Source organism: Brachybacterium paraconglomeratum, assembly GCF_039541415.1.
Taxonomy (GTDB): domain Bacteria; phylum Actinomycetota; class Actinomycetes; order Actinomycetales; family Dermabacteraceae; genus Brachybacterium; species Brachybacterium paraconglomeratum_A.
Genome location: NZ_BAABGE010000005.1, coordinates 109246 through 129272 on the forward strand (window position 1 = coordinate 109246; position 20027 = coordinate 129272).

Genomic DNA, 20027 nt, shown 5'->3' on the forward strand with positions numbered 1-20027 from the left:
AGGCGAGGACGCCGATCGATCGTGCCCGCCACGAGGGCGGCGGGCACGATCGATCGGCTCGGGGACGTCAGCCGATCGCGGTGGCGATCTCCTCGCCCGCCCCCTCCATGGTCGAGTGCGGGTCAGCGCCGCCGACGATGTTGGCCTGGGCGATGCCCAGCGGGCCCCAGATCGCGGCCATCGCGGGGATGGCCGGCATCGGATCGGCCCCCTCGGCGGCCTCGGCGAAGATCACCACGTGTTCGTCCGAGGCGGCGATCTCCTCGCGCAGCTCGAGGTTCACCGGGGGCAGAGGGTTCGCCTCGTACATGGCCTTGGCGACATCCGGGGAGGAGGCCACATCGGTCATGAACTGCTGGGCGAAGCCGGCATTGGCCGCGTTGGAGGCGACGTAGAAGGAGTTCACGCCGGCGAACGGCGCGGCATCCTCCATGCCCTCGAAGCCGGGGATGGGGGAGATGGTGAACTCGAAGCCCGCATCGCGCACGTCGGCCAGGGCCCACGGACCCGAGATCAGGTACGCGGACTTGCCCTCGGTGAACAGCGAGATGGAGTTGTCGCCGTTGATCGAGTTCTTCAGCACGCCCTGCTCGCCGAGCTCGGCGATCTTGTCCGCCGCGGCGAGGGAGCCCTCCTCGCCCACACCGAGGTCGGAGGGGTCGAGGCTTCCCTCGGAGTCCTTGCCGAACAGGTAGCCGCCGGCCGAGGTGTAGATGGGCTGCATGTGGTACGGGTCGCCCTCCTCGCCGATCGGCAGAGAGAGGATGTTCTCGGCGCCGCCGGCCTCCGCCGCGGAGATCAGCTCCTCGAAGGTGGAGGGGGCGGGGGTGTCGGTGAGGTCGTGGTTCGCGTAGAGCGCGAGGGTCTCGACCGCGTAGGGCACGCCGTAGGTCTGGCCGTCGTAGGTGACGGCCTCGATGCCGATCGGCGCGATGGTGTCGCCGACGTCCGAGGGCAGCTGCACCGGGGCGATGGAGCCGTTCTGGACCAGGTTCCCGATCCAGTCGTGGGCGCCCATGGTGACGTCCGGGCCGTTTCCGGCCTGGTTGGCGGTGATGAAGTTGTTCTGGAGCTCGTCACCGGGGACAACCTCGACGACGACCTCGATGCCGTTCTCCTCGCCCCACGCCGTGGCGGAGGGCTCGAGTGCGGGGGCCTTCTCCTCGTCGGCCCAGATCACCAGGCGGCCGGAGGAGTCGCCGCCGGCCTCGACGCTGCCACCGTCGGAGGCGCCGCCTCCGGTGGTGCCACCGGAGGACGAGTCGTCGCCGCATGCGGCGAGGACGGTCATGGAAGCTGCGAGGCCACCCAGTGCGAGAAAGCTCTTACGACGGATCTGCACGTCTTCTCCTTTGAATCGTGGTCGTTCTCGACCGTTGTCAGGTCTGTGCCTGATGGGAGCACCGTAGACCCTTAGGCCATCTGTGTGCAAGAATGTGCAAGATCTTGCAGATTACGATTGGGCCACGGGGAGGATGCCGGGGGTCCGGAGGGAGAGCGTGATGGCGCGGCTCATCGATATCGCGAAGGCTGCCGGCGTGAGCGAGGCGACCGTCTCCCGCGTGCTCAACGGGCGCTCCGGCGTGAACGAGGCGACCCGCAGGTCAGTGACGGAAGTGGCGCGCCGGATGGGGCGCGTTGTCGACGCTGGCCAGGTGGAGGACGGGCCGCTGGTCGGCGTGCTCGTCCCCGACCTCGACAACCAGGTCTTCACCTCCTGGGCCGAGCGGATCGAGGCGGAGCTGTTCGAGCGTGGCGCCTCCACACTGGTGGCGATGCGGGCGCGGACCGCCGAGCGTGAGCGAGAGATCTTGCAACGCTTTCTGCGCTGCGGCGTGGTCGGCATCATCGTGGTCTCCGGGCACCACGCCCAGGAGAGCGGCCCCCTGGACCACTACCGCGAGGTGACCGCCGCCGGGATCCCGCTGGTGCTCGTCAACGGCGTGCAGGAGGAGCTCGACGCGGCCTTCCTCTCGACGGACGACGACCACGCGGTGCGCGCGGTGCTGAGCCACCTCCAGGAGCTCGGCCACGAGCGCGTGGGTCTGGCCGTGGGCGATGAGCACACCTGGCCGGTGCGCGAGAAGCTCCGCGCCTTCGAGGCGGTCACCGCTGACTGGGCGGAGGACCCCCAGCCGGTCTCCTTCACCGACTTCTCCTACGCCGGGGGCTACGAGGCCGCCCGGGACCTGGTCGCGCGCGGGGTGACTGCGATCGTCTGCGGCTCCGACGTGATGGCCGCGGGCGCCCTAGAGGGCGTGCGCTCCCTGGGCCTGAGCGTCGGGCGCGACATCTCGGTGGCCGGCTACGACGACGTCTTCTGGGCCTCGCTGACCAATCCGCCGCTGACCACCGTGCGCCAGGCCGTCGGATCGCTCGCCCGGGCCGCCGTGCGCACCGCCCTCAGCGGCGGCGAGGACTCACGCCGCCCCACGCGCACCGAGGTGGTGGTGCGCCCGCAGCTGATCGTGCGCGGCTCCACGGCGGCCGCACCCGGCGGGGCCGCTAGAATGGAGCGGTGACCGCACCGAACACCACCCGCACCAGCTACGACACCGCCCAGAAGCGCAGCGACGAGATCTGGTCCACGATCGTCTCGGACCCCTCCGGCCTGCGCATGCTCACCGGCGACCGCCCCACAGGCGCGCTGCACATCGGCCATTACTTCGGCTCGCTGCGCAACCGCGTGCGACTGCAGGACGCAGGGGTGGAGACGTGGCTGATCGTCGCGGACTACCAGGTGATCACCGACCGTGAGGTCATCGGGGACATCAAGGGATCGGTCCGCGAGCTGCTGACCGACTACCTCGCGGCGGGCATCGACCCGGAGCGCTCCACGATCTTCACCCACTCCGCGGTGCCCGCGCTGAACCAGCTGATGCTGCCGTTCCTGTCGCTGGTGACCCAGCCCGAGCTCGAGCGGAACCCCACCGTCAAGACCGAGCTCGGCGCCGCCGGGAAGTCCGCCATGGGCGGGCTGCTGCTGACCTACCCGGTCCACCAGGCCGCCGACATCCTGTTCTGCCACGGCAACCTGGTCCCCGTGGGCCGGGACCAGCTGCCCCACATCGAGCAGACCAGGGTGATCGCCCGCCGCTTCAACGAGCGCTACGCCGGGGGCGAGGAGTTCTTCCCCGAGCCCGATGCGCTTCTCTCCGAGGCCCCGACCATCCTGGGCCTGGACGGCGAGCACAAGATGAGCAAGTCCCGCGGGAACACCGTGATGCTGCGCATGAGCGCCGACGAGACGCTCAAGAAGATCAAGAAGGCCAAGACCGACTCGGATCGGCAGATCACCTTCGACCCGGACGGCCGGCCCGAGGTCGCGAACCTGCTGACCATCGCCGCGCAGGCGACCGGTCGAACTCCCGAGGCGATCGCCGAGGAGATCGGCGACGGCGGCGCGGGCACGCTGAAGATCTTCACCGCCGAGGCGCTCAACGAGCACCTCGCCCCGCTGCGCGCACGCCGGGCCGAGCTCGAGCAGGACCCCGGCTACCTCTTCCAGGTTCTCCGCGCCGGCAACGAGAAGGCGAACGCCGCGGCGGAGGAGACCCTGTCGAAGGTGCGCGAGTACATGGGGATGGTCTACTGAGCTGCATCTGAGCAACGCAGCGGGCGGGGCTCACCGCCCCGGCCGCTGCGGTCTCCTGGTCAGAAGCGGCTCGAGCTGCCTGCGCCGGAGAAGCCTCCCGAGGAGTAGCCCGAGGTGCTGCCTCCGCTCGAGGACGGCGGATTGCGGTGCGTCTCCAGAGCCGAGGTCGACTCGTGGTGCCAGCTTGAGTACCACAGCACGGGGCTGAGGCTCCAGAACTGATCACTTGCGGATCCGCCTGCGCTCCCGTGTTCTCGTCGATGGCGCCGCGCCCGCAGTGACGAGTACTCGTCATCTTCGGAGAAGTCGACGTCGTCGGCGGCCTCCCGCAGCACCTCGGCCTCCCCGTCGTCCTCGGCGATCTCGGCGATGTGCACGGTCTGGAGCCGCATCACCGCCGCCGAGAGCTCCCGGGTCAGGGTGTCCAGGCGCTCGAGCGCAGAGTCGGGATCGATCTGATCGGCCTCGAGCTGGGCGGTGAGGGTGTCGATCTCGCGGGCGACGTCCCCGCCGAGCTCCGTCAGCTCCGCGGCAGCCTGCCACTCCGCTTCCGACATCTCCTCTCGCTCCGCGACGACCTGCTCGAGCCCGGAGAGGGAATCCTGCAGGGGGGCGAGCTCGCGCTGCCAGGCCGTTCGCCAGTCACCCATCCGGTGCAGCAGATCAGCGGCGGAGATGATCTCGTCATCGGTGTCATCCAGCCGGCTGACGGTGTTCTCGAAGTCCTTCGCGAGTCTGCGATGAGCCGAGGCGAATCCCCAGCTCCAACGGCGATGCTCCGGTGCGGGCAGCTCGGCGTGGAGCCTCTCCGCCTCTGTGAGCCCCTTCCCGTACTCCTCATGTTCCTCCAGCATGGCCTGTGCGTAGGGAGAGGCGGTGGGCATGGTGCGCGCGGCGGCATCGGTGAGCGCGCGCTTGGCCAGCACGTCCCGGTAGCGGGGGAGGGACTGATCCACGCGACGACGGGCCGCACGGCGCAGACCGACAAGGCTCACGACGGTAAGGACCGCGGCGCCCAGCGCGACCGCGCCAGCGATGAGGGCGCTGGGCTTCTGCCACCAGGGCCGCTGCAGCAGGTCCGCGTACTCCTCGGCCCCGGCGAGCAGTGCTGCATTCCACTGGCCGTCCCGGGCATCCTCGGTCATCGACTCCTGCACCGCGTTGAACTCGTCCTCGCTGAGCTTCACGTCCTCACCGGCGTAGGTGCCCAGGAAGCGGCCCACCGGATCCACGGCGAGGATCACGGTCCCGTCGGCGAAGTGCTGACCGTCCGGGGAGAGCAGCTCCGGGGCCGAGGTCTGGGCATGGTCGCGCACGGTGTCGTTCAGCGCGGTGTCCTCGGAGGCGCTGTAGCCGTGCTCCGTGACGTCCAGGACCAGCACCACCAGGTCCACCTCGGTGCGGAAGTCGACCTCCGCCAGTTCGTCTTCGAGCGCAGCCTTCTGGACGGAGCCGGTGGTGTCCAGCACGGACACCGTGCTCGGTGGTACAGCGTGGGCCGGTGCCGGGACCAGGACGGAGAGCGCGAGCAGGAGCAGCGCGCACAGGGCGAGCACTCGTGGAATCGAGCGGACCCCAGCGGCCCCGGCGGCCGGGGTGCTCGCGTGCGGGACGGCGGGTACGGGCGAGAAGTCCATGGGGGCGAGCGTACGGAACGTAGGTGCTCGACCTCGTCCGACGTTGGTCGGCAGAAGCGGGGGACCTCGGTCCAGAACCTGAATGTGATCCGTGGATCTGATCCGGCGCCCGCCCGGCCACGGTCAGAACCTGCTCGAGCTCCCTGAACGGGACCGCCCGCCTGAGGACCGGCCCGCTCTGCGACCGGGGCGGGAGAATCCGGTGCGCACGCCCCTGCCGCGACCCGAGCGGAGCGAACCGGACCCTCCACGGTCCGCCTCCCGGGCACGCTGATCCGCAAGCGCGGCGTAGGACCCGCCATGCCAGAGCACGTACCAACGAACGGGGCTGATGCTCCAGAAGGTGTCCTGCTCGCCGCGGCCCGCAGCCTCTCGGGTATGGCGTCGCTCGCGCACTGAACGGTAGGGCACTGCCCCCAGCGCATCGGCACTGTCCCACAGCACGCCTTCCTCGTCGTGGTCATCGGCCAGACGGCTGATGCGCCTTGATCGGAGTTCGGCCACCTCGGCGCTCAGCTGCCGCGTGATCTCGTCGAGGCGATGCAGAGCGGCATCTGCCGTGATCTCCTCGGCGTCGAGGCGGGCGGTGAGATCGTCGAGCTCCTGCGCGATTCGCGGTCCGCGGTCCACCAGCGCCGCAGCTGCCTCGGCCTCAGCCCGCGGCATGCTCCGGGAGTGGAAGCAGTTGTCCTGCAGGGCCGCGAGCGAATCGTGCAGCGGCTCGAGCTCGTTCTCCCACTGCTCGCGCCATCCGCCTCGCAGGGTCAGCAGATCACTGGAGATCCTGACCTCGTCACCGAGTGCGTCGACCTGGGTGAGGGTCTGTGCATACTCCCTGCCGAGCTTCTGCTGCGCAGGCACCAGCCCCCAGAGCGCGCCTCGCTGCCCCGTGTCCGGGAGCTGATCGCGCAGCTGCTGGAGAGTCGTGATCCCGGCGGTGTACTCCTGATGCGCCCGGTGTGCGGAATACGCGTAGGCGGAGTCCTCGGGAAGCTCGCGTGCCGCACGGTCGGTGAGGGTGCGGGCGCTCAGCACCTGGGCATGGCGGTTATCGGCCTCATCCACGTCCTCCAGAATTCCGCGACGGAGGCGGAGCAGGTGCGTCAAGCCAGCGCCTCCGGCAAGGATCAGGACCGCGGCCAGGAGCATTCCGCCGGCCCCGCGCCACCAGGGGCGGCTCAGACGGTCGGCATAGGTCTCCGCTCCCGCGAGCAGCGCCTGCTCCCACTTCCCGGCTCGGGCGTCCTTGCGCATGGCCTGCTGCACGTCGGCAGGGCCTCCGCCGCGCAGTTCCACGTCCTGTCCGGCATAGACGCCGACAAAGCGATTCGTCGTGTCGAGGGCGAGGATCACGGTGCCCTCGGCATAGCCGACCCCATTGGAATGGAGCAGCTCCGGGGCCGTGTCCCCAGCGTAGGCCCGTACCGCGCTGTCAAGTGACCCGTCAGAGGACGGCGAGAAGCCGAGCTCCGCAACGTCCAGCACCAGCACCACCAGATGCACTTCGGTGCGGAAGTCCACCGTTGCGAGCTCAGCCTCGAGCGCGTCGGGATCCACCTCTCCGCTGAGATCTGTGACCGTCACGGTGCGGGGAGGCGCGGCCTGCGCGATGGCGGCGCCCCCGGTCATGAGGAGCGCCAGTGACAGCACGAGGGCGATGGAGAACGCCATGAGGACAGTTCGCCACTGCGCGATCCAGTGACCGGCAGCAGGCGCAAGAACAGCGACAGCGGTGGGCTGTAAGGGAGGCGCGGAAGGCATGGCCCGAGCGTAGATGACGGTCGCTCTACCCGCTCTACCCGCTCTACTTGCTCCACCTGGCCGCTCCGCCTGCTCGTTCCGCACGGCGTCGGGCACCAGAACCCCGATGTCGTGCACCAGAACCGCCCACACCGTTATGATCGGGGCAAGATCACCTTAGGGCTCGCCCGTGCGGGCCACGCAACGTCAAGGAGCAGCATGCCTATCTATGAGAACGTCTCTGAACTCGTCGGCCGCACCCCGCTGGTGAAGCTGAACCGCCTGGGAGACGAGGTCAAGGCGACCATCGTCGCCAAGCTCGAGTTCTACAACCCCGCCAGCTCGGTCAAGGACCGCATCGGTGTCGCCATGATCGACGCCGCCGAGAAGTCCGGCCAGCTGCAGCCCGGCGGCACCATCGTCGAGGCGACCAGCGGAAACACCGGCATTGCACTGGCGATGATCGGCAGCTCTCGCGGCTACAAGGTCATCCTCACCATGCCCGAGTCGATGTCCAAGGAACGGCGCATGCTGCTGCGCGCCTACGGTGCCGAGCTGATCCTCACCGAGGCCCCCAAGGGCATGAAGGGCGCGGTCGAGAAGGCGGAGGAGATCGCTGCCGAGACCGGCGCGGTCCAGGTGCGCCAGTTCGACAACCCCGCCAACGTCGAGGTCCACCGCCGCACCACCGCGGAAGAGATCTGGAACGACACCGACGGCACCGTCGATGCCGTGGTCGCAGGTATCGGCACCGGCGGCACCATCAGCGGTGTGGGACAGGTGCTCAAGGAGCGCAAGCCCGAGGTGAAGATCATCGCGGTCGAGCCCGAGGAGTCCGCGATCCTCAACGGCGGCCAGCCCGGCCCCCACAAGATCCAGGGCCTCGGCGCGAACTTCGTGCCCAGCATCCTGGACCGCGAGATCTACGACGAGGTCATCGACATCGACGCGGAGACCGCGATGGACCGTGCCCGCTCCGTGGCCCGGACCGAGGGCCTGCTGGTGGGCATCTCCTCCGGCGCGGCCATCGAGGCGGCGGTGCGCGTCGGCTCCCGCGAGGAGTTCGCCGGGAAGACAATTGTCGTGGTGGTGCCCTCCTTCGGCGAGCGCTACCTCTCCACCCCGCTGTACGCCGAGCTCGCAGACTGAGTCGGAGCACAGACATGGCGAAGAACCCGTTGGATCGGGTGATGGTCGCCGTCGCGGCGGTCCGGGAGGATCTCGCGGCGGCGCATCGCCGTGACCCCGCTGCGACCGATGATCTGTCGATCATGCTGACCTCTCCGGGGCTGCATGCGATCTGGACCCATCGAGTCGCCCACCGGCTCTGGACCAGCGGCGCGAAGCTGCCCGCGCTGGTCCTCGCCCAGGGCGCACGGTCGCTCACCGGGGTGGAGATCCACCCGGGCGCGACGATCGGACGGCGCTTCTTCATCGACCACGGCATGGGGGTGGTGGTGGGGGAGACCGCCGAGGTGGGCGATGACGTCATGCTCTACCACGGGGTCACCCTCGGAGGCCGGTCGATGGAACGCATCAAACGCCATCCCACGGTCGAGGACGGCGTGACCATCGGTGCCGGCGCCCGGGTGCTTGGCCCGGTGGTGATCGGGGAAGGTGCCCAGATCGGGGCCAATGCAGTGGTCGTCAAGGACGTCCCTGCCCAGGCCACCGCCATCGGCATCCCGGCGACGGTGCGCACGGGTGCCGCCCATCCCGAGGAGCAGATGGACCCCGCGATCTGGATCTGAGCGATCCGAGAGCGGGCTGGATCTGAGCGCTCCGAAAGTGGGTGAGCCCCGACAGGTGCTGTGGTGCCCGGACGTGAGCGGGCCGGCTCAGACGGTGAACGGGTCCAGGAAGGACGTCCCGCCCACGCGATGGATGCGCCGCTCCCACTCCGGAAGCACCTCATGGGCGTCCTCGGCGAGGACGTGATCGAAGAGCGTGCTGGAGCCGACGGGCGGATCGATGTCGATCAGCACCGTCGTCGCGCCGTGCGCCGCCGCCAGCGGTGCCAGCTGCGCGGAGGGGAACACGACCCCACTGGTCCCGACGACGACGAACAGATCAGCGCGCTGCGCCAGCTGCATCGCGAGCTGGAGCGCAGCCGGGGGAAGCTGCTCGTCGAAGAGCACCACATCGGGACGCGGTGGGGCCCCGCACTGCGGACATGTCGCGGGCACCCCGTGATCCGTGGGCCGGGAACCGTCCCCCGGTTCGAGCAGCTTCGTCCACGAGCAGTGCTCGTCCAGGCACACCGCACGCAGGGCGCTGCCGTGCAGCTCGGCGACCACCTCGCTGCCCGCCGCCTGGTGCAGCCCGTCGATGTTCTGGGTGATCACCGGTGCTCCGAGGCGCGCGATCGCACGATGCCCAGGGGTGGGACCGTGCTCGAGCGCGATCCGGGCCATCCGCCCCCAAACCCGCCACAGCTGCGGCAGCGAGTCCGGGAGCAGCTCGGCGTGCATCGCCTGCTCGGTCTCCGGCTCGAGCGCCCAGAGCCCATCGGGCCCCCGGAAGGTGCCGAGCCCCGTCCGGGCGCTGATCCCGGAACCGGTGAGGAAGACGATCTCGCGGTGCTCCGGGCCCGGGATGAAGCGGCCGGCTGCGGTCACCACTCCTCGTGCTCGCGCGAGTCCCAGGCGGCGTCCTCTCCCAGATCGAGGGAGGCCAGCAGGGCGCGGTCCTCGTCATCGAGCTGGATCGCGTCCAGCGTCGCATTGGCCTGCTGGCGCTCGGGACTCATCGACTTCGGGATCACCACGATGTCCTGGTCGATCGCCCAGCGCAGAGAGACCTGCGACGGCTCCACCCCGTGCTTGGTCGCGACCTTCTGCAGCGCGAACTGCGCGGCGAGCCCCTCGCGGCCCCCCAGCGGTCCCCAGGCCTGGGTGACGATGCCGTGCTCGCGGTGGAAGGCGACCGCCTCCGGGCGCGCCAGAGCGGGAGAGAGCTGGATCTGGTTCACCTCGGGAGTCACTCCGGTCGCGTCGATCAGCTCCTGGAGCTGCTCGGGCTGGAAGTTCGAGACCCCGATGTGCAGGGCCTTCCCCTCCTCCTTGAGGTCGATCAGGGTGCGCCACGTGTCCAGAGCCAGACCGCGGGAGGGGTTCGGCCAGTGGATGAGCACCAGCGCGGCACGGTCCAGGCCCAGCCGCCGCAGCGAGCCGAGATATCCCTCGCGGGCAGCTTCACGGCCCTGGTCGCCGCCGGCGACCTTGGTGGTCACCACGGCGTCGTCGGGGTCGATGCCGCTGTCCCGCAGGCCCTGCCCGACGGCGGCCTCGTTGCCGTACTGGGCCGCGGAGTCGATGAGCCGGTAGCCCGAGCGCAGCGCCGCCCCGATCGCGTGGGCGCCCTCGACGCCCTTCATGCTGGAAGTGCCGAACCCGATCAGCGGGAACGCGGTGCCGTCGGCGAGGGTCGTGGTCGGGATGGACAGCGCGGGAGCAGTCACTGGGTCCTCCAGGGGAGAGCGGATGCAGACCCCGCCAGCGTAGCCACCGCCGAGCCGTCGGTGCACGTCGGTCGCCCGAAAAGGGTGCCACCCCCACCGGATCGCCCAGTGGGTGCACTCCACTCTGTTAGCGTGCACGCACCGCAGAGTGGACGCGCCCTCACCGTCGAGGGTGCGCAGGCGACGAGCGAGGAGCACACATGGCAGTGGCAGCAGAGCTATCGATCGGGGTGCACGACGAGATCTCGCCGCTGCGCCGCGTGATCGTCCACGCGCCGGGTTCCGAGCTCGAACGGCTCACTCCCGATTCCCGGGAAGGCCTGCTGTTCGACGAGGTGCTCTGGCTCGACCGGGCCCGGGCGCAGCACCGGCAGTTCACCGACCTGCTGCGCGGTGAGGGTGTCGAAGTGCTCGAGCTGACGCTGCTGCTCACCGACCTGCTGGACGATCCCGCTGTCCGCCAGGAGCTGCTGCAGCGCGCCCTGGACCCGGCGATCCTCGGTGACATCGCCGTGCAGGACCTCCACGAGGCCCTCGCCGATCTCGCTCCCGGACCGCTGGTCGAGGTGCTCATCGGAGGCATCACCGTCGGAGAGCTCGGCGCTCTGGGGGTGAGCCCGCGCTCGATCGCCCTGCACCGAGCGGGGGAGGAGCACCTGGTCCTGGACCCGCTGCCCAACCACATGTTCACCCGAGACTCCTCCGCGTGGATCGGAGACGTGGTCTCGGTCAGTCCGATGCGCCATCCCGCCAGGCGCCGCGAGAGTCTGCACCTGGAGCTGATCTACCGTCACCATCCGCAGTTCGCCGGAGCCTCCGCACCCCGGCGTGTCGTCGGCCGGGACGGCGCTGGGGCCGCGACCGTCGAGGGAGGTGACGTGATGATGCTGTCACCACGCGTGGTCGCCGTCGGCATGTCCGAGCGCACCAGCGCGGTCGGCGTCGAGCGGCTCGCTGCGGATCTGCTGGCCGACGGATCGGTGGAGCGGGTGGTCGCGATCGCCCTTCCGCATCGCCGCTCGATGATGCACTTGGACACCGTGACCACTGTCGTGGATGAGGAGTCGATGCTGCGGTTCGGGCAGCTCGAGGCGCTGGAGACCTTCGAGATCGAGCGCCCGGGGGACCGTTTGGTCTCCAGGGCCAGGCCGGCCGACGAGATGGACCAGGTGCTCGCGCGGGGGCTCGGTGTCCCCTCGCTGCGGGTGCTCACCCCTCCGCTGGACGCCTACGCCGCAGCCAGGGAGCAGTGGGACGACGGCTGCAACGTGCTGGCTCTGGCCCCGGGGAAGGTCGTCGCCTACGAGCGTGCCGCGTCGACCAACGAGTACCTGCGGGGACAGGGCGTCGAGGTGCTCGAGTTCGCCGGGGACGAGCTGGGGCGCGGGCGCGGCGGTCCGCGCTGCATGAGCTGCCCGGTCGCTCGCGGCTGAGCGCTCAGCCGGGCGGGCGACGCCGCGGTCAGCGGCGGGTCGGGGGCGGCGGATCGGCCGCGGTCTGCAGCGGCTGGGCATACTCCGGCAGCGGCGCGCTCAGCGCACGCTCGAGGAGCAGCTGCTGGGTGCCGAACTCCTCGAGCCCCTTACGCACGGTGAAGCCGAGCTTGCGCAGCAGTTCCACGCTGCGTTTGTTGCGGGTCTGGCTGATGGCGATGACGTGCTCGTCCTCGAGCTCCTGGCGGGCCCAGCCCAGCAGGGCGATGCAGGACTCCGCGGCGAAGCCCTGGCCCGTCCACTCCGGCAGCAGTGCATAGGAGAGCTCGAGCTCTCCCCGGTCATAGCTGAGGGAGATCGACCCGATCATGGTGTCGTCGTCTGCCAGGGCGAGCGCCCAACGCCCCCAGGTGAGCCCCAGCGGTGAGAGCTCCAACGCCTGTCGCGAGGCGTAGTCCACCGCCCCGCCGAGATACTCCCGGGTGACGGGATCGGTCATCAGACGGATCATCGCTCCGCGATCGTCGTCGCCTGGCGGCCGGATCACCAGCCGCGGGCTGTGGATCCGTACCGGCCACTCAGTCGTGCCTTCCGTTGTCACGCACCCCACGGTACTAGGTACCCGGGCCGGGGCGAGCGGCATTCGGTCCCGACCGTTCCGCAGCTGAACCTCCGACTCGGCCCGGACACGGTCCCGGACTCGACCACCGACCCGATCCTCGGCATGCGAAGTGCCTGCGCGTGCGACGCGGTCGACGCGCGGGCGGTATGGTGACCCTGCGGCACAGCGACGTGGCGCACTGGTCGATGCGGCCTGTGCCGTGCCTGGCAAATCGGGACGCAGACGGTGGGAGCGCATGCCTCCCCGGGACGAGTAAGGAGCACCATGGCTGAGCAGGAGTTGCGCAGCACCGCCCTCGAGGCGGTCCACGAGTCGCTCGGTGCGACGTTCACAGATTTTGCGGGCTGGCGCATGCCGGTCCGGTACGACTCCGATCTCGCGGAGCACAAGGCGGTGCGTCAGAGCGCGGGCCTCTTCGACCTCAGCCACATGGGGGAGATCCACCTGCGCGGCCCGGAAGCCGCCGCCGCGCTGGATCATGCGCTCGCCGGGAAGATGTCCGCGATGTCGGTGGGGCGCGCGAAGTATTCGCTGCTGCTGACCGAGGACGGCGGCGTGATCGATGACGTCATCACCTACCGATTCTCCGAGGACCACTTCCTGGTGGTCGCCAACGCCTCCAACGCCGAGGTCGACGCCGCCGAGCTGCTCGCCCGTGCAGAGGGCTTCGATGTCGAGGTCGACGATGCCTCGTCCCGCACTTCGCTGATCGCCGTCCAGGGTCCCCAGAGCGAGCAGATCCTGCTCGATACGCTGCTCGGCGCGGACAGCGGGGTCGAAGGCCTCACGGCCGAGGACCTCACCGAGATGAAGAACTACCGCTTCGCCGAAGGCACCTATCGCGGAGAGTCTCTGCTGATCGCTCGCACCGGCTACACCGGCGAGGACGGCTTCGAGCTCTACCTTCCGAACGAGTATGCGCCAGCGCTGTGGGAGCAGCTCACCGCCGTCGGCGGCGACCGCGTGACCCCCTGCGGACTCGCCTGCCGCGACACCCTCCGCCTCGAGGCCGGGATGCCGCTGTACGGCAACGAGCTCGGCCGCGACCTCTACCCCGCGCAGTCGGGCATGGGCCGCGTCGTCGCGCTGAAGTCCAAGGAGGACTTCGTCGGCCGCAAGGGCATCGAGGCGGCGGACCTGAGCGGCCGTCCGGTCCTCGTGGGCCTGGTCGCGGAAGGCCGCCGTGCCGCGCGCGCCGACGCCCAAGTGCGCGACGGGGACGGACGCGAGGTCGGAGCGATCTCCTCCGGCGCCCTCTCTCCGACCCTCGGCCACCCGATCGCGATGGCCTTCGTGTCAGCTGACGTCGCCGAGGTCGGCACCGAGCTGGTCGTCGACGTCCGCGGCAAGGACCTCCCGGTCCGAGTCGTCGAGATGCCCTTCTACCGCCGCGACTGAGCCGCTGTCAGGACCGACCTCCTGGTGCGGTCCCAGCGGCCATGCTCCGATCCGCGTCACGACCCACCCGAGTCACGACCCCACTTGAGTTTCCCCCAACCCCCTCCGGAAGGACCGATCCCATGTCCGCAGAACTCCTCTACAGCAAGGACCACGAGTGGGTCCGCGTCGAGTCCGACGGCGTGGCCGTCATCGGCGTGACCGACTTCGCCGCCGAGCAGCTCGGCGACGTCGTCTACGTCGACCTGCCCGAGGTGGACGGCGAGATCACCGCCGGCACCGAGATGGGCGAGATCGAGTCGACCAAGTCCGTCTCCGATCTGTTCTCTCCGATCAACGGCACTGTCACCGAGATCAACGCCGCCGTCGTGGACACTCCCGAGCTGGTCAACTCCTCACCCTTCGATGAGGGCTGGCTGATCAAGGTCACCTACGAGGCACTGCCGGACGACCTGCTGAGCGCCGCGGACTACAAGGCGTTCACCGAGTCCTGAGCGACACGGAGGCGGTTGCCGCGCGGCAGCCGCCTCCCGCCGGTGCCGCGCAGCGCTGCGCGGACGGCTCCCACCATCCAGAACCGCACGCAACATCCAGGGGCATTCCTTCATGACCGCATCGCCTGCGCATGCTCACGACTCCTTCGTCCGCCGCCACGTCGGCACCGATCCCGACGCGCAGCGTCACATGCTCGAAGTCCTGGGCTATGAGTCCCTCGACGAGATGCTGACCGCTGCGGTGCCGAGCACGATCCTGCTGGACCAGTCCGAGGGGACGCGCAGCATCGACTCCGTGGTCCCCGCCGGCGTGACCGAGCCGGCCGCGCTGGTCGAGCTCCAGGCACTCGCGAACCGCAACACGGTCCACCGTTCGCTGATCGGCCTGGGCTACCACGACACCCACACCCCCGCGGTGATCCAGCGCAACGTGCTGGAGAACCCTGCCTGGTACACCGCCTACACCCCGTACCAGCCTGAGATCTCGCAGGGCCGCCTCGAGGCGCTGCTGACCTTCCAGACCATGATCTGCGACCTCACCGGGATGGACCTCTCCAACGCCTCCACCCTCGACGAGGCGACCTCCGCGGCGGAGGCGATGCTGCTCGCCCGTCGTCAGGTCAAGCGCAACGGCAACGTCTTCCTGGTCGACGCCGATGCGCTCCCCGCCACCAAGGCGGTGCTCCAGGGCCGGGCCGACGGACTCGGCATCGAGCTGCGCGAGGTCGACTTCGCCGGCGAGGGTGCGCCCGAAGGTGAGTACTTCGGCGCGTTCCTGCAGTACCCCGGCGCCTCCGGCCGGGTGTGGGATCCCCGGGACGTGATCGCCGAGGTGAAGTCCACCAAGGCCCTCGCGATCGTCTCCGCGGACCTGCTGGCCCTGACCATGCTCGCCTCCCCGGGCTCGCTCGGCGCGGACGTCACCGTCGGCACCTCCCAGCGCTTCGGCATCCCGCTCGGGTTCGGCGGCCCGCACGCCGGCTTCGTCGCCGTGCGCAAGGGATTGGAGCGCCAGCTGCCGGGACGCCTGGTGGGCGTCTCCCAGGACGCCGACGGGAACCCCGCGTACCGGCTCTCCCTGCAGACCCGCGAGCAGCACATCCGCCGCGAGAAGGCCACCAGCGCGATCACCACCGCGCAGGTGCTGCTGGCCGTGATGGCGGCGATGTACGCCGTCTACCACGGCCCCGAGGGTCTGACCCGCATCGGGCGCACCGTCGCCGATCGCACCGCAGCCCTCGCGGACCTGCTGCGCCGTAGCGGCTTCGAGCTCGTCGGGGACACCTTCTTCGACACCCTCGAGGTGCGGGCCACCGGGCAGGCAGCGGATCTCTCCGCCTCGCTCCGCGATGCCGGCTTCCTGGTTCACACCGTGGGCGATGACCTGGTGCACCTCTCGCTCGACGAGACCACCACCCCCGCAGACCTCGAAGCGATCGCCGCCGCCTTCGCCCCCCACGCGCCGACCCCCGGCCAGGAGCTCGCCGAAGTCAGCTCCGGCAGCGGCTGGGGCGGTCTGGTGCGTGAGGACCCCTTCCTCCAGCATCCGGTGTTCTCCTCCTTCCGCTCCGAGACCGCGATGATGCGCTACCTGCGCCGCCTCGCAGACCGCGACTTCGCGCTGGACCGCGGGATGATCCCGCTGGGCTCGTGCACCATGAAGCTCAACGCCGCCACCGAGATGGCGGGCATCACCTGGGCGGGCTTCAACGCCCTGCATCCCTTCGCACCCCGCGAGGACGTGAGCGGCTATCTCGAGCTAATCACGCAGCTGGAGACCTGGCTCGCCGATCTCACCGGCTATGACACCGTCTCCCTGCAGCCCAACGCCGGTTCGCAGGGTGAGTTCGCGGGACTGCTCGCGATCCGCGCGTACCACGCCTCCCGCGGCGAGAGCAACCGTGAGGTGTGCCTGGTGCCGTCCTCGGCGCACGGCACCAACGCCGCCTCCGCCGTCATCGCCGGTCTGCGCGTGGTGGTCGTCGCCTCCGATGCGCGCGGCAACATCGACCTCGATGACCTCAAGCAGAAGATCAAGGACCACGGCGACGAGCTCGCCGCGATCATGATTACCTACCCCTCCACCCACGGCGTCTACGAGGAGGAGGTGCGCACCGTCTGCGAGCTGGTCCACGATGCCGGTGGGCAGGTCTACGTCGACGGCGCGAACCTCAACGCCCTGCTGCAGGTGGCGCGTCCCGGTGAGTTCGGCGGCGACGTCTCCCACCTGAACCTCCACAAGACCTTCTGCATCCCGCACGGCGGCGGCGGTCCGGGGGTCGGCCCGGTCGCGGCGAAGGCGCACCTGGCGCCGTTCCTGCCCGGCCATCCCTCGATCCAGCAGGCCGAGCACCCGGTAGCAGGCCAGGGCGAGCAGCCCCACGGTGGCGCCCCGGTCTCGCAGTCCCCCTACGGCTCCGCGTCGATCCTGCCCATCACCTGGACCTACATTCGGCTGATGGGCCCGGACGGGCTGCGCCACGCGACCGCCTCCGCGGTGCTCGCGGCGAACTACATGGCACGCCGGCTCTCGGAGTCCTACGAGATCCTCTACACCGGCGAGAACGGCCTGGTGGCCCACGAGTGCATCGTGGACCTGCGACCGCTCACCGCCCGCACCGGGATCACCGTGGACGACGTCGCCAAGCGGCTCATCGACTACGGCTTCCACGCCCCGACCATGTCCTTCCCGGTCGCGGGGACGCTGATGGTGGAGCCGACGGAATCCGAGGACCTCGCCGAGATCGACCGCTTCGTCGACGCGATGCTGATGATCGCGAAGGAAGCCGACGAGGTCGTGGCCGGGACCTGGCCCGCCGAGGACAACCCACTGGTCAATGCCCCGCACACTGCGGCGTCGGTGGTCACGGGGGAGTGGACCCACCCGTACTCCCGCGAGGTGGCCGTCTACCCCGGAAGCTGGACCGCGCTCGAGGACGATTCCGTCCACGACAGCGCCCAGATGCGGATCCAGTCGAAGTACTGGCCGCCGGTGCGCCGCGTCGAGCAGGCCTACGGCGACCGCAACCTGGTGCCGACCTGGCCACGTGACTGAGCTCGGCCCGCTCGCCCGGTGAGCACCCGTTCTGTGTGAACAGCTGTGACGCCCCGGTTTCCGACCGGGGCGTCATTGCTTCTAGGCTCAGGGCATGACCGAGATCCTCACCACCCACGCCGGTTCCCTCCCTCGCAGCCCTGAGCTGATCGAGGCCAATGCGAAGCGCCCCGTCGGCGCCGACGGGCTCACTCCTGAACCCACCGACGAGTTCCGCGAGGTGCTGCGCCAGGCCGTGGTGGACGTGGTGGCGAAACAGCGGGAGATCGGCATCACGATCCCCAACGACGGGGAGTACGGGCACCTGATGGGCTCGGCCGTGAACTACGGCTCCTGGTGGTCGTACATCTTCGATCGCGTGAGCGGCCTGGAGCTCACCGGCAGCGACCATTTCTCCTCCGAGCCCGTGCGCTCGAGCCCGGGGAACGTTCGCCTGACCACCTTCCCGGACCGCCGCGACTGGACCACCTTCGCCGACGCCTACCAGGACCCGACCTCCGGCATCACCGTCGGCGCGCAGACCACGTTCCCGGCGGCGACCGGCGGGGTCGCGTTCTCCGACGTCGGCCGCGAGCTCGTCGCGCAGGACACCACCAACATCCAGGCAGCCCTGACGGCAGCCGGCTATGAGCACGGCTTCCTCAACTCTCTCTCGCCGGGGTCGGGCAGCCGCATCGTCGATGACCACTACGGTGACGAGGACGCCTTCCTCGACGCGTGGGTCGAGGTGATGCGTCCCGAGTACGAGGCGATCGCCGCCGCCGGGCTCACCGTGCAGATCGACGACCCCTCGATCGCCGAGAACTGGGACCAGATCAACCCCGAGCCGAGCGTCGAGGACTACTTGACCTTCACCCGCAAGCGGGTCGAGGCGGTGAACCGGGCGCTGGTGAACGTGCCCACTGAGCAGACCCGCTTCCACCTCTGCTGGGGCTCCTGGCACGGCCCGCACACCACGGACATCGAGTTCCGCCACATCGCCCCGCTGCTGCTGGAGATCGACGCGAAGTACTTGAGCTTCGAAGCGGCGAATGTGCGCCACGAGCACGAGTGGACCGTGTGGCAGGACCTTGAGCTGCCCGAGGACAAGGTGCTCGTCCCCGGGATCGTCTCCCATGCGACCAACGTGGTCGAGCACCCCGAGCTGGTCGCCCAGCGCCTTGAGCGCTTCGCGAAGCTCGTCGGCCCGGAGCGAGTCATCGGCTCCACCGACTGCGGTCTCGGCGGGCGCATCCACCCGCAGATCGCCTGGGCGAAGCTCGAGTCCCTCGTCGAAGGTGCGAAGCTCGCCTCCCAGCGCCTCTGACCTGGGCGCTCCGGCGGCCGTACGCTGCACCACCAGGCAGCGGCCGCCGGGGCGGACGAAGTGTTCATCCAGATGTCACGTGCCCATCGCGTGGAGGACCGCCGCTCGGAGCATCATCGGCGGCGTGAGGATTCTCTTCGTCTCCGAATCATTCCTTCCACACATGAACGGTGTCACGAACTCGGTGCTCCGGGTCGTGGACCACTTCGCCGCCACGGGTGATGATCTCGGGATCATCGCCCCTAAATGGCCGGGGGCGGACAAGCACCTGCGCACCGCGTGCGGCCGACGGGTGAGGGTGCGTCGTATCGCCTCCGCGCCGATGCCCGGCTACTCCGAGGTGCGGATCGCCACCACCAGCGCCGCGGCGCTGAAGCGGCGGATCGACGAGTTCCAGCCCGATGTCCTCCATCTCGCCTCCCCGATGATCCTCGGCGGCCGGGCCGTGGTCGCCGCGCAGAAGGCAGGGGTGCCCACCGTCGCGGTCTACCAGACCGACATCCCCGGGTACACCGCCCGGTACGGGATGCCCTTCCTGGAGAACGCCACCTGGCAGCTGCTGCGCGATGTCCACAACCGGGCGACGGTGAACCTCGCCCCCTCGACCGCGACCCGGGACCAGCTGCTCCAGCACGGGATCGAACGTGTGGACCTCTGGCGGCGGGGCGTGGACACCAGCCTGTTCACCCCGGAGCTGCGCAGCTCATCGCTGCGGGCCACGTACGCGCGCCCGGAGGAGAAGCTCGTGATCTATGTGGGCCGGCTCGCGGCCGAGAAGCAGGTCGAGGACCTCAAGGTCATCCACGACATGCCCGGTGTGCGGCTGCTGATCGTCGGGGACGGGCCCGAGAGGGAGCCGCTGCGCCGGCTCATGCCGCGGGCGCGCTTCGCAGGATTCCGCACCGGCACCGACCTCGCCGCCCACCTCGCCAGCGCCGACCTGTTCATCCACCCCGGTGAGCTCGAGACCTTCGGCCAGACCCTCCAGGAGGCCATGGCCTCCGGCCTGCCGGTGATCGCCCCGCGGCGTGGGGGACCGGTGGACCTCGTCGCCCCCAGCCGCACCGGCTGGCTCTACACCCCGGGCATGCTCGACGAGCTGAGGGAACGTGCGAGCGACCTGCTCTTCGACGATGCGAAGCGCCAGGCTTTCGGGCGGGCGGCCGAGGCATCCGTGCGCAAGCGCACCTGGCCGGTGCTCGCCGAGCAGCTGCGCGGCTACTACCTGCAGGCGATCGAGCAGCACCGACAGGTCGACGCCCTGTTCTGATCTCGCTGTCACGAACC

At 69.8% G+C, this 20027-nt stretch carries 16 protein-coding genes; 10 read left to right on the forward strand and 6 right to left on the reverse strand.

The genetic code is table 11. From position 1 onward, the window contains the following. Positions 1 to 67 precede the first annotated feature (67 nt). Entirely contained in the window at positions 68 to 1342 is a 1275-nt protein-coding gene (locus ABD893_RS08075; protein ID WP_345078057.1) for a sugar ABC transporter substrate-binding protein, read from the reverse strand. Between the two features lie 160 nt (positions 1343 to 1502). On the opposite strand from ABD893_RS08075, the gene ABD893_RS08080 reads away from it, so the two are divergent. Continuing rightward, a complete protein-coding gene (locus tag ABD893_RS08080) occupies positions 1503 to 2522 on the forward strand; it encodes a LacI family DNA-binding transcriptional regulator (protein ID WP_345078062.1) in 1020 nt (339 codons plus the stop codon). Beyond that, positions 2519 to 3595: a tryptophan--tRNA ligase gene (trpS, locus tag ABD893_RS08085; RefSeq protein ID WP_345078065.1), complete on the forward strand. Its 1077-nt coding sequence runs from the start codon at positions 2519 to 2521 to the stop codon at positions 3593 to 3595. Before ABD893_RS08080 ends, trpS begins: the two co-directional genes overlap by 4 nt. Positions 3596 to 3654: 59 nt before the next feature. Here trpS and ABD893_RS08090 read toward each other — a convergent pair whose 3' ends face one another. Together ABD893_RS08090 and ABD893_RS08095 are read right to left on the reverse strand one after the other, a co-directional pair. Continuing rightward, the gene (locus tag ABD893_RS08090; protein ID WP_345078068.1) at positions 3655 to 5232 is read right to left on the reverse strand and encodes a DUF5129 domain-containing protein; all 1578 of its coding nucleotides are present in this window, start codon (positions 5230 to 5232) and stop codon (positions 3655 to 3657) included. A 123-nt stretch (positions 5233 to 5355) separates the two neighbouring features. Then, on the reverse strand, positions 5356 to 6993 hold the full coding sequence (locus ABD893_RS08095; RefSeq protein ID WP_345078071.1) for a DUF5129 domain-containing protein: 1638 nt from the start codon (positions 6991 to 6993) through the stop codon (positions 5356 to 5358). Positions 6994 to 7191: 198 nt separating this feature from the next. On the opposite strand from ABD893_RS08095, the gene cysK reads away from it, so the two are divergent. Beyond that, entirely contained in the window at positions 7192 to 8121 is a 930-nt protein-coding gene (gene cysK, locus ABD893_RS08100) for a cysteine synthase A (protein ID WP_345078074.1), read from the forward strand. A gap of 14 nt (positions 8122 to 8135) precedes the next feature. Next, positions 8136 to 8723 carry a serine O-acetyltransferase EpsC gene (gene epsC, locus ABD893_RS08105; RefSeq protein ID WP_345078077.1) on the forward strand — a complete coding sequence of 196 codons (588 nt, stop codon included), beginning with the start codon at positions 8136 to 8138 and terminating at the stop codon, positions 8721 to 8723. Between the two features lie 87 nt (positions 8724 to 8810). Here epsC and ABD893_RS08110 read toward each other — a convergent pair whose 3' ends face one another. Both ABD893_RS08110 and ABD893_RS08115 read right to left on the reverse strand, forming a co-directional pair. Then, positions 8811 to 9590, reverse strand: a complete 780-nt coding sequence (locus tag ABD893_RS08110) for an SIR2 family NAD-dependent protein deacylase (RefSeq protein WP_345078080.1) — start codon at positions 9588 to 9590, stop codon at positions 8811 to 8813. Continuing rightward, positions 9587 to 10432 carry an aldo/keto reductase gene (locus ABD893_RS08115; protein WP_345078082.1) on the reverse strand — a complete coding sequence of 282 codons (846 nt, stop codon included), beginning with the start codon at positions 10430 to 10432 and terminating at the stop codon, positions 9587 to 9589. The genes ABD893_RS08110 and ABD893_RS08115 overlap by 4 nt, the downstream gene beginning before the upstream one ends. Positions 10433 to 10632: 200 nt before the next feature. Between ABD893_RS08115 and ABD893_RS08120 the strand changes: the two genes are divergently transcribed. Continuing rightward, entirely contained in the window at positions 10633 to 11865 is a 1233-nt protein-coding gene (locus ABD893_RS08120; RefSeq protein ID WP_345078085.1) for an arginine deiminase, read from the forward strand. A gap of 28 nt (positions 11866 to 11893) precedes the next feature. Here ABD893_RS08120 and ABD893_RS08125 read toward each other — a convergent pair whose 3' ends face one another. Next, complete coding sequence (locus ABD893_RS08125; RefSeq protein ID WP_345078088.1) at positions 11894 to 12508, reverse strand: GNAT family N-acetyltransferase; 615 nt, start codon at positions 12506 to 12508, stop codon at positions 11894 to 11896. A 243-nt stretch (positions 12509 to 12751) separates the two neighbouring features. Here ABD893_RS08125 and gcvT point away from each other — a divergent pair, with 243 nt between their 5' ends. The 5 genes from gcvT (at position 12752) to ABD893_RS08150 (ending at position 20010) form a co-directional block, all read left to right on the forward strand. Further along, positions 12752 to 13885, forward strand: coding sequence for a glycine cleavage system aminomethyltransferase GcvT (gene gcvT, locus ABD893_RS08130; protein WP_345078091.1), 1134 nt, complete (start codon positions 12752 to 12754; stop codon positions 13883 to 13885). A 122-nt stretch (positions 13886 to 14007) separates the two neighbouring features. Continuing rightward, positions 14008 to 14379, forward strand: a complete 372-nt coding sequence (gcvH, locus tag ABD893_RS08135) for a glycine cleavage system protein GcvH (protein WP_345078094.1) — start codon at positions 14008 to 14010, stop codon at positions 14377 to 14379. 112 nt (positions 14380 to 14491) lie between these two features. Beyond that, complete coding sequence (gene gcvP / locus ABD893_RS08140) at positions 14492 to 17434, forward strand: aminomethyl-transferring glycine dehydrogenase (RefSeq protein WP_345078097.1); 2943 nt, start codon at positions 14492 to 14494, stop codon at positions 17432 to 17434. 94 nt (positions 17435 to 17528) lie between these two features. Further along, a complete protein-coding gene (locus ABD893_RS08145; protein ID WP_345078100.1) occupies positions 17529 to 18740 on the forward strand; it encodes a cobalamin-independent methionine synthase II family protein in 1212 nt (403 codons plus the stop codon). Positions 18741 to 18864: 124 nt separating this feature from the next. Then, positions 18865 to 20010, forward strand: coding sequence for a glycosyltransferase family 4 protein (locus tag ABD893_RS08150; RefSeq protein WP_345078103.1), 1146 nt, complete (start codon positions 18865 to 18867; stop codon positions 20008 to 20010). The last annotated feature ends 17 nt before the right edge of the window (positions 20011 to 20027 follow it).

What these genes read in the sequence shown, in the direction of transcription:
- ABD893_RS08080 (WP_345078062.1), top strand. Translation starts at nt 1,503, where the DNA reads ATGGCGCGGCTCATCGATATCGCGAAGGCTGCCGGCGTGAGCGAGGCG.
- ABD893_RS08145 (WP_345078100.1), top strand. Translation starts at nt 17,529, where the DNA reads ATGACCGAGATCCTCACCACCCACGCCGGTTCCCTCCCTCGCAGCCCT.
- cysK (WP_345078074.1), top strand. Translation starts at nt 7,192, where the DNA reads ATGCCTATCTATGAGAACGTCTCTGAACTCGTCGGCCGCACCCCGCTG.
- ABD893_RS08095 (WP_345078071.1), bottom strand. Translation starts at nt 6,993, where the DNA reads ATGCCTTCCGCGCCTCCCTTACAGCCCACCGCTGTCGCTGTTCTTGCG.
- ABD893_RS08125 (WP_345078088.1), bottom strand. Translation starts at nt 12,508, where the DNA reads ATGCCGCTCGCCCCGGCCCGGGTACCTAGTACCGTGGGGTGCGTGACA.
- ABD893_RS08120 (WP_345078085.1), top strand. Translation starts at nt 10,633, where the DNA reads ATGGCAGTGGCAGCAGAGCTATCGATCGGGGTGCACGACGAGATCTCG.
- gcvT (WP_345078091.1), top strand. Translation starts at nt 12,752, where the DNA reads ATGGCTGAGCAGGAGTTGCGCAGCACCGCCCTCGAGGCGGTCCACGAG.
- gcvP (WP_345078097.1), top strand. Translation starts at nt 14,492, where the DNA reads ATGACCGCATCGCCTGCGCATGCTCACGACTCCTTCGTCCGCCGCCAC.
- ABD893_RS08090 (WP_345078068.1), bottom strand. Translation starts at nt 5,232, where the DNA reads ATGGACTTCTCGCCCGTACCCGCCGTCCCGCACGCGAGCACCCCGGCC.
- gcvH (WP_345078094.1), top strand. Translation starts at nt 14,008, where the DNA reads ATGTCCGCAGAACTCCTCTACAGCAAGGACCACGAGTGGGTCCGCGTC.
- epsC (WP_345078077.1), top strand. Translation starts at nt 8,136, where the DNA reads ATGGCGAAGAACCCGTTGGATCGGGTGATGGTCGCCGTCGCGGCGGTC.